The sequence below is a fragment of the Blautia wexlerae genome, assembly GCF_013300825.1.
Taxonomy (GTDB): Bacteria; Bacillota; Clostridia; order Lachnospirales; family Lachnospiraceae; genus Blautia_A; species Blautia_A wexlerae_B.
In genome coordinates this window covers 1-8,540 of record NZ_JAAIMY010000057.1, presented here as the reverse complement: position 1 = coordinate 8,540, position 8,540 = coordinate 1, and the positions used below count along the sequence as shown (strand labels likewise).

Below are 8,540 nucleotides of genomic sequence, written 5' to 3'. Positions count from 1 at the left end.
ATCTCATAAGGGCAAAAATAAGGGAAACTACATATCATTTCACTAATGGACAGGCAGGAAAGCCTATAAAATGGGGAAAGTTAGAGGAATAATTATATAAATTCAAGTTTGTTGACTTTATTTTACTTCAAAACTATGAACAATTCAACCACAGAAAGAGAGGTATTAACCATGTATTACACCCAAGAGCAGATAGACCGCGCCAACCAAGCCGACCTTGTTTCTTTCCTGCAATCACAGGGCGAGCAGCTTACCCGCGCCGGGAATGAATACCGTTGGAAACGGCACGACAGCTTGACCGTCCGGGGAAACAAATGGTACAGGCACAGCCAGAGCAAGGGCGGCGGCCCCGTTGATTTTGTCATGGAGTTTTTCGGCAAGAGCTTCACCGAAGCCGTTGAACTGCTGACAGGCGAAAAAGGAGCCGCCCCGCCGCCGGACAGACATTGCCCCGCGCCCCTATCCGACTTCCGACTGCCACCCCGCAGCACCGACAACCGCATAGCGAGGAACTACCTCACAGCAGCCCGCCGCATTGATGAAGATGTGACGGGCTTTTTTCTTTCCAATGGCGACATTTACGAGGAAGCCGCCCACCATAACGCCGTATTCGTCGGCAGAGATGAAAGCGGCATACCGCGATACGCCCATCAGCGCGGCACAGCCGGGAGTTTTCGGCTTGATGTGAAAGGCAGCGACAAATCCTTTAACTTCTGCTACCGTGGCGAGGGCGAAAGGTTGTTTGTCTTTGAAGCCCCGATAGACCTCTTATCTTTCCTCTGCCTGTTCAAAAAGGGCTGGCAGAAGCAGAGCTATTTATCGTTGGGCGGCGTAGGCGAGAAAGCCCTCTTACGCTTCCTCTCTGACCGTCCAGACATTCAGACCGTCTATCTCTGCCTTGACAGTGACCAAGCCGGAAACGATGCTTGCAGCCGCCTTGCAGAGCTTGTGCCGGAGGGCTTGACCGTCCACCGCCTTGTGCCGCTTTACAAGGACTGGAACGAGGTATTGCAGCACCGGGCAGAAATCGCGGACGGGAAGTATATCCGGGAAGCGATTTACGGCTTGAAAGAGCCGCCGCAGGAAGAAACCGTTGAGATTATCCGAATGAGCGAGGTTGATACACAGACCGTTGAATGGCTATGGGAGCCGTATATTCCCTTTGGGAAAGTAACCATTGTGCAAGGCAATCCCGGCGAGGGCAAGACCACCTTTGCCCTACGCCTTGCCGCCGCCTGCACCACCGGGGGAACGCTGCCGGGAATGAAGCCCTTGCCGCCATTCCAAGTAATTTACCAGACCGCCGAGGACGGGCTGGGCGATACCGTCAAGCCCCGCTTAATAGAAGCCGAAGCCGACCTTGACCGCGTGCTTGTGATTGATGAAGCAAAACGGGAGCTTACCCTGTCCGACGAGCGCATAGAAAAGGCAATCACGCAGAATAGAGCGCGTCTGATTATCCTTGACCCCATACAGGCGTATATGGGCGACAAAGCCGACATGAACAAGGCAAACGAGGTGCGCCCCATTTTTCGCCGCCTTGCCGAAGTTGCGGAGCGTACCGGGTGCGCCGTTATCCTTATCGGACACCTGAACAAAGCCGCCGGAGGACAGAGCGCATACCGGGGTTTAGGTTCTATTGACTTCCGCGCCGCAGCAAGGAGCGTCCTGCTGATCGGGCGCGTGAAGCGAGAACCGAATGTGCGCGTTATCGTCCATGACAAATCTTCCCTTGCGCCGGAGGGCAAGCCCGTTGCCTTTTGCCTTGACCCGGAAACGGGCTTTTCGTGGATAGGCGAATATGATATAACCGCCGACGAGCTGCTGTCCGGCGCGGGCGGGAACACCGCCACCAAGACCGAACAGGTGGAACGGCTGATACTGGATTTACTGGCAGACGGGAAAGAGCTTGCCAGCGAGGACATTGTAAAAGCCGCAGCCGAAGCCGGAATATCCGAGAGGACGGTACAGAACGCCAAGCGCAACATGGGCGGCATTTTAGGCGCAAGGCGTGTCGGCGGTCAATGGTACAACTTCATCAAGAAGAAGCAGCCACCCGAACCCGCAAGCTGAAAGTGCAAAACGCAGACCCTTTGCACTTTGCACTTTCGCACTTTCACGATGATTTGCGTCAATAACTCAAAAAAGCACTTGACAAAACGCTTCATGGGGAACAGAAAAAGATATACGACCATATGCTGATCCTGAATTTGAAAATAATATTATTCTCACAGAAACAGAGAGTCTTACTATGTCAAGCAGACCAAAGAATCCGAAATACGCCAGGAATAAAAACATTCTGGTAATTGGCGGTTCCGGTTCTGGAAAAACCAGATTTTTTGTAAAGCCTAACATTATGCAGATGCACAGCTCTTATGTGATTACTGATCCAAAGGGAACTGTGCTTCTGGAAGTTGGCAGTATGCTGGCAAAAGGCAGTCCAATGACGGATGAGAATGGAAAAATCATGCGGGACAAAGAGGGAAAAGTTATATATGAACCGTATAAAATCAAAGTTTTGAATACAATTAACTTCAAAAAATCCATGCACTATAATCCATTTGTATATATCCGCAGTGAAAAAGATATTCTAAAACTGGTAACAACCATTATTGCTAATACCAAAGGTGAAGGGCAGCAATCAGGTGAGGATTTTTGGGTAAAGGCGGAAAAACTCTATTATTGTGCCCTGATTGGCTATATCTGGTATGAAGGCAGGGAAGAAGAAAAAAATTTTAATACTCTGTTGGAAATGATCAATGCGTCAGAAGCCAGGGAAGATGATGAGAATTTCAAGAATCCAGTAGATCTGATGTTTGATGAACTGGAGCAGAAAGACCCGAACCATTTTGCGGTAAGGCAGTACAAAAAATACAAGCTGGCCGCCGGTAAGACAGCAAAATCTATTCTGATCAGTTGTGGTGCAAGACTCGCACCCTTTGATATTGCGGAACTGCGGGAGCTTATGAGTTATGACGAACTGGAACTGGATCTGGTTGGTGACAGGAAAACTGCATTGTTTGTTATTATTTCAGATACCGATGATACCTTTAATTTTATTGTTTCTATTATGTACACACAGCTTTTTAATCTGCTCTGTGACAGAGCTGATGATGTATATGGAGGCAGACTTCCAATTCATGTGCGGTGTCTCCTGGACGAGTTTGCGAACATCGGACAAATTCCTAAATTCGAAAAACTGATTGCTACGATTAGAAGCCGGGAAATCTCAGCTTCTATTATTTTGCAGTCAAAGTCTCAGCTTAAAGCAATTTATAAGGATAATGCCGATACCATCGAAGGGAACTGTGATACGACCTTATTCCTGGGTGGAAAGGAAAAAACGACATTAAAGGAAATAGCGGAGATTTTGGGAAAAGAAACCATAGATCTTTATAACACATCGGATACGAGAGGCAGTCAGCGGTCTTATGGAATGAACTACCAGAAAACAGGAAAGGAGTTGATGAGCCAAGATGAAATAGCAGTCATGGACGGGGGAAAATGTATTCTGCAGGTGAGAGGTGTCAGACCATTTTTCTCAAATAAATACGATATTTGCAAACATAAAAACTACAAATATCTGTCCGATTATGACAAAAAGAATACCTTTGATATTGAAAAACATCTGAGTACTAATCTGATACTGAAACCAGAGGATGAAGTGGAATTGTATCAGATGTAACTTCTCGACAAATTGTCGGGAAGTGGATCATGGGAGGAAATCATGAATAATTTGGAAAAAGGGAACAGTCGGTATCCATCGACGAAAATGAATATACCGACTGTACGTGTGAGGAATTTTCCAAGTAGAAAATCCTATGCTTAGTGTAGCACAAAAGGCAGGGTTTATATAGTGTTTTCTTCCATTTCTGGAAAAAATCTAAGAAAGGACTGGAAAATGTAAGTTTTCCAAAGGTACACTTATGGCATTTTTTACAACGGCAATTACGACCTTAAAAACATTGGTTTGTGCGATCGGAGCCGGACTTGCAGCCTGGGGAGTGATCAATCTGCTGGAAGGATATGGAACGGACAATCCGGGTGCAAAGTCACAAGGAATAAAACAGCTCATGGCTAATTAAAGGGAACAAAAAGAAAGGAAAAGCACAATCCAGACGGTATCAGCGGCAGTCTACAAGAATAAATTGTGATTACACAAGATTGGTGCTATAATAAGAGAAAAGTTCCTGCCGGGGCAGCCGCCCCGGTGGTATGGATAGAAAGGCAGGAAAGCAATATGCATATCAGCTATAAACCGCTCTGGCACACACTGTTAGAGCGTGATATGAGAAAAGAAGATTTAAGGCTTGCCGCCGGTATGACAACGAATATGATTGCCAACATGAGCAAAGAGGGAAAGCACATCAGTATGGATACATTAGCCCGTATCTGCGAAACGCTGAATTGTGAGATTACCGATGTGATTGAGTTAGTACCAGACGAGCCTGCTTCCACAGGAGGTAAGGAACATGAGCGAATTGAAACCAAGAATAACGAAAAACGGAATTGATTATATCCTTGTCGGAGATTACTACATCCCAGATTTGAAGCTGCCGGAGGAACACCGCCCCATCGGAAAGTATGGACGGATGCACCGGGAATATTTGAGAGAAGTCCACCCAGCCAGATTGAACACATTGATATTGACCGGAGAGCTATGGACATATCTTGCAAACCTGAACGAACAGGCACAGGAGCGGATAGACACCATCATAGAGCAGATGAAAACTGCCGAGGGCGTGACCGAGGAATTAAAGTGTACCCGTCAAATGGAATGGGTGCGGCGGTGCAATAATATCCACAATCGGGCAGAAGAAATTGTTTTGCATGAGATAATTTATTCATAATAGTATGGTGTCAGGATTATGACAAATCAGAGGTTAAAAGGTGCGTCATGTTAAAAAGCATAGGGTTATATTTTAGAAAAATAGATTTTCTGAATTTTGCAGTTGGAGCTATAATGCCAATCATTGTATTGTTTATAGTTTATTCATCAGTCAAATCAAATATAATTCTTCAAGATACTGATTTTTTATCACTGTTGATGAATCATAAAGGGAAATTCATATTTTACTTTTTCGTGTCCTTTATTGAAGAAGTTATTTTTAGAGGAATTATTTTTGGGCTGTTGCTGCAAAAATGTAAAAATAAGTATTTGAGTTGCGTAATAGCTGCACTTATTTTTACACTACCACATATTTTTAATACCGATAATATTTCTGTTCTGGTAATGTTTATTTTTCCTTTTCTATATGGAATATTTGCCAATGAAATGTTTTACACTACAAAGAGTATTTGGATGCCCACAGGATTTCATTGGTTATGGAATTATACAATAACAAGTTTGTTTCTTGTTACAGGAACACAAAGTTTCATATATGTACATATCATAGCAGCAATGATTATAATGATACCGTTGTTTTACATTGTTATTGGGAAAACACGCCTAAGTGGCGATTGATAGCTTACAGTTTATCGCTTTATATAACTCCCTTTTCGGAATTGTGTACCCACTGAAAACGAGCCTATAAACATGCATTCACAATGCATAAAAACACGTTCTGGCTATTTCCCACACATTGAAATATACACTTAGATAACGTATAATACGAAATATATTTTGGGGAGGATTATGACCATGAAAAAGAAATTATGCAGTATTGTTTGTCTTTGCTACTTTGTTTCAATTATGTTATGTGCATGTGGAAGAAAAGAACAGGGGAATCCTATTAGATTGCCAGCCAGAGAGGATATTGTATCGATTGGTGTCTCTGACGGTGACAAATATGCTATATCACCTAACACAGAAGGTGAAGCTACGGAGTTTATTGATGAATTTTTATCTATGCTAATGGATATGGAAACAACCAGTCAGCAATCAATCAATGATGCACCGGTCAACAAAGATTCTATTACGATCAATATAAATTGTGATGGGGCGGCAGGAACTACTCTTTTTTACTATGTAGATAAAGGAATCGAATATGTAGAACAGCCATATCAAGGAATTTATAAACCAACGCCTGCTTTAGGTAATTGTATAACTGAAATGCTTGCTTCGGCAGATAATAGACCGCTAATGGTAACATTTCAGGCATCGGTAATTGAAACGAATCATGATTCAATAATAGTAAAACCGGTAGATGGTTCTTTGGAACTTGATTCAGCAGATAAGTTTTATATATCAAACGAAGAGAACCTTGAATTGCAAATTGGAGATTTCGTAGAAATTAGCTATAACGGAGAAATAATGGAATCATATCCTGCACAATTAGGAGAGGTTTATAAAATTACCGTGATAGAACAGACAGAAGCAAATGCCATGTGGGATAGAATACCTATGGTAAGAATAGATGGTAAATTATACTACGATACAGGGAGAGAAAGCATCATGGATGCACGTTGTGGCACTATGGATGGAGAAATAACATCAACTGTCGATGGAACTGAAATACCAACAGAAGATAATCAGTCTAATTTTGGAAGTGGATTTGGTTATCAGTATGGAGCAGACGATACAATAGAAATTTATATGAATGAAAAGTGGTTCGTCTTTGAATACAGAGAAGAATCTGAATGAGAGAATAAACGATAGATAAGTTAAATTAAATTCAAAAGGCTGTCTCAATAAAGGGATAGCCTTTTTCAATTCTCAGCCTAAATTTTCTCAATATTCAGTAGGCAAAATCCAAGATACAGTTGCTCAAATTGCTCGAAAAATTAAAAAATGTATGAATATACACTAAAATTTGGGAAATGAACAGCGGGAACACTTTTCCGAAAAGGGAGTTATACAATATCAACTGAATAACCACAGCACAAACCGCTGCTACATGGAAGCCAACAAACCATGCAACAGCGGTTTTTCTTTACCGTTTTTTCCTCTGACTGATAGGCGTTCCCATTTTCTTTGATTTTTTGAGAATCCGAATCAGCCAGCGAAATTCTTCATCTGACAGATTTTTATAGTTGATGCCGAGCTGTTTGCAGTAAAGGACAACGAGCTTTTCATCCCGGCTGCCCTTGAAGTTTTCGACCGCTTCCAGATTTTCTTTCAGTTCATTGGCAACAGTGGTCTGGGGTGCACTTTCACTGTCCTTTTTGTGGGCTTCTCGAATATCCCGGATAATGAGGTTGAGGTCATCCCGTACCATCTGACTGAAATATTCATCATCGCTGATATGGGCGGCTTGCAACACTTTCAAATGGGGGTCATCTTCGCCAGGGCGATACCGTTCAATGATTTCATGCCGGACGGTATCGACAAGGGCGTTGAGGTTCTGAATCTGCATGGTGGCAATCCCATCCACATAAATCTCAATGTCCGCAAGAAACTTGATAAAGTCCTTATGGATGGCAAGTTCGCAGAGCAGACGGTTGTTAATCCGACCGCTTTTCAGAAGTGCTACCATCTCATCACTCAAATGCAGCTCCCTTAATGGCGTGTTGATCTCCGCCCGGTTCTCTGTCCGGCAAAAGAGATAATCGAGGGACACCCCATAAAAATCTGCCAGCAGGATAAGGTTGCCATGATTGATTTCCTTATAGTCATCTTTTTCATAACTGCCAAGAGCCGATTTTGAAATACCCGTTTGCTCTGCCAGTTCTTCCAGTTTTAATCCTTTGTTTAATCGTAAATCTTTTAGCCGTTCCTGTATTGTAGTAGCTCCGTTCATTGAAGCAGTTCCCCCTTCTGACAACATTTATAACCGTTGAATTGATTATACCATATCAATTCCGCAATCGTGGAAATTTCTGATTTTTACCCCTAATTCCTACTTTGTGGACATACGGCATAGGGCACAAAAATGTTCTATGATACAGGTAGTTCATCGATGGATTATTCCAATCGAATGACCAGCCTGTGTGGGATATGCTTCCCCGGCGATGTAGCGTCATGACTTTTGGCAGGGATATGGAGGAACCCTGACCAAAACGAGCGTACCAAAGGGAGCGATACGCCGCTGTGAGATTCAGGGGAGGAACGACACCGGGGAGAACTGGCGAACTGACACCGAAATGATACCGAAACACGACAATCTGATAGGGGGATAGTCTACCCTATCGCTGATACTTCGGGAGATTTTAGGCGGCTCTATGACCGTAATTTTGCCGAAAATCGCCCCGAAACCATACACGAAAACGGGAGAAAACACAATATGCCGAGAATGAGCAAAAAGAGGAAGCATGAGCTTTCCTTTTACCTCAATGACCGGGGGCGTGTCACTTACAACGAATTGTGCCGGAAATGCCAGCATGGGTGCAAGCAGAGCTTCCGGGCGGTTGTGATTGACTGCCCCCGTTATTTATCCAAACGAGCAAAGAAAAAGGAGGAACACACCGAATGAATTTTGAATTTATGACGATAGACACACCATTGCCGCCCTGTATGCCTTTTCCCAGAGCGTTGACAGGCTTTCCGGTCAGCAGCACCGCAAAGGTCATGTACTGCCGGATACTGGACGCTATGCTGTCCAAAGGGCAGGAGGACGAGAACGGAATCCTGTTTGTCTGCTTCCCTGTCACAGCCATTGCCG

General features: G+C 43.8%; 7 protein-coding genes and 3 pseudogenes. 9 read left to right on the top strand and 1 reads right to left on the bottom strand.

Going from position 1 to position 8,540, the window contains the following annotated elements:
* Positions 1-171 precede the first annotated feature (171 nt).
* The 7 genes and pseudogenes from G4417_RS16070 (at position 172) to G4417_RS16040 (ending at position 6,583) form a co-directional block, all read left to right on the top strand.
* Positions 172-2,073, top strand: a complete 1,902-nt coding sequence (locus G4417_RS16070; protein ID WP_173684187.1) for an AAA family ATPase — start codon at positions 172-174, stop codon at positions 2,071-2,073.
* A gap of 85 nt (positions 2,074-2,158) precedes the next feature.
* Positions 2,159-3,685, top strand: a pseudogene (locus G4417_RS16065) (VirD4-like conjugal transfer protein, CD1115 family); the annotation flags it as partial.
* Between the two features lie 241 nt (positions 3,686-3,926).
* A pseudogene (locus G4417_RS16060) lies at positions 3,927-4,079 on the top strand (Maff2 family mobile element protein); the annotation flags it as partial.
* A gap of 161 nt (positions 4,080-4,240) precedes the next feature.
* Positions 4,241-4,513, top strand: a complete 273-nt coding sequence (locus tag G4417_RS16055; RefSeq protein ID WP_173684185.1) for a helix-turn-helix domain-containing protein — start codon at positions 4,241-4,243, stop codon at positions 4,511-4,513.
* A complete protein-coding gene (locus G4417_RS16050; RefSeq protein ID WP_173684184.1) occupies positions 4,473-4,850 on the top strand; it encodes a TnpV protein in 378 nt (125 codons plus the stop codon). The genes G4417_RS16055 and G4417_RS16050 overlap by 41 nt, the downstream gene beginning before the upstream one ends.
* 47 nt (positions 4,851-4,897) lie before the next feature.
* Positions 4,898-5,464: a CPBP family intramembrane glutamic endopeptidase gene (locus G4417_RS16045; RefSeq protein ID WP_117762285.1), complete on the top strand. Its 567-nt coding sequence runs from the start codon at positions 4,898-4,900 to the stop codon at positions 5,462-5,464.
* A gap of 177 nt (positions 5,465-5,641) precedes the next feature.
* Positions 5,642-6,583: a DUF5301 domain-containing protein gene (locus tag G4417_RS16040; RefSeq protein ID WP_242990876.1), complete on the top strand. Its 942-nt coding sequence runs from the start codon at positions 5,642-5,644 to the stop codon at positions 6,581-6,583.
* Between the two features lie 289 nt (positions 6,584-6,872).
* Here the strand turns inward: G4417_RS16040 and G4417_RS16035 are convergent, their stop codons facing one another.
* Complete coding sequence (locus G4417_RS16035) at positions 6,873-7,679, bottom strand: helix-turn-helix domain-containing protein (RefSeq protein WP_173684183.1); 807 nt, start codon at positions 7,677-7,679, stop codon at positions 6,873-6,875.
* Between the two features lie 483 nt (positions 7,680-8,162).
* On the opposite strand from G4417_RS16035, the gene G4417_RS16030 reads away from it, so the two are divergent.
* Both G4417_RS16030 and G4417_RS16025 read left to right on the top strand, forming a co-directional pair.
* Positions 8,163-8,351, top strand: a complete 189-nt coding sequence (locus G4417_RS16030; RefSeq protein ID WP_002304353.1) for a hypothetical protein — start codon at positions 8,163-8,165, stop codon at positions 8,349-8,351.
* Positions 8,348-8,540: pseudogene (locus tag G4417_RS16025) on the top strand (DeoR family transcriptional regulator); the annotation flags it as partial. The gene G4417_RS16030 and the pseudogene G4417_RS16025, both read left to right, overlap by 4 nt.

Coding starts and splice junctions, on each gene's coding strand:
- G4417_RS16070 (WP_173684187.1), top strand. CDS start 172: ATGTATTACACCCAAGAGCAGATAGACCGCGCCAACCAAGCCGACCTT.
- G4417_RS16055 (WP_173684185.1), top strand. CDS start 4,241: ATGCATATCAGCTATAAACCGCTCTGGCACACACTGTTAGAGCGTGAT.
- G4417_RS16050 (WP_173684184.1), top strand. CDS start 4,473: ATGAGCGAATTGAAACCAAGAATAACGAAAAACGGAATTGATTATATC.
- G4417_RS16045 (WP_117762285.1), top strand. CDS start 4,898: ATGTTAAAAAGCATAGGGTTATATTTTAGAAAAATAGATTTTCTGAAT.
- G4417_RS16040 (WP_242990876.1), top strand. CDS start 5,642: ATGAAAAAGAAATTATGCAGTATTGTTTGTCTTTGCTACTTTGTTTCA.
- G4417_RS16035 (WP_173684183.1), bottom strand. CDS start 7,679: ATGAACGGAGCTACTACAATACAGGAACGGCTAAAAGATTTACGATTA.
- G4417_RS16030 (WP_002304353.1), top strand. CDS start 8,163: ATGCCGAGAATGAGCAAAAAGAGGAAGCATGAGCTTTCCTTTTACCTC.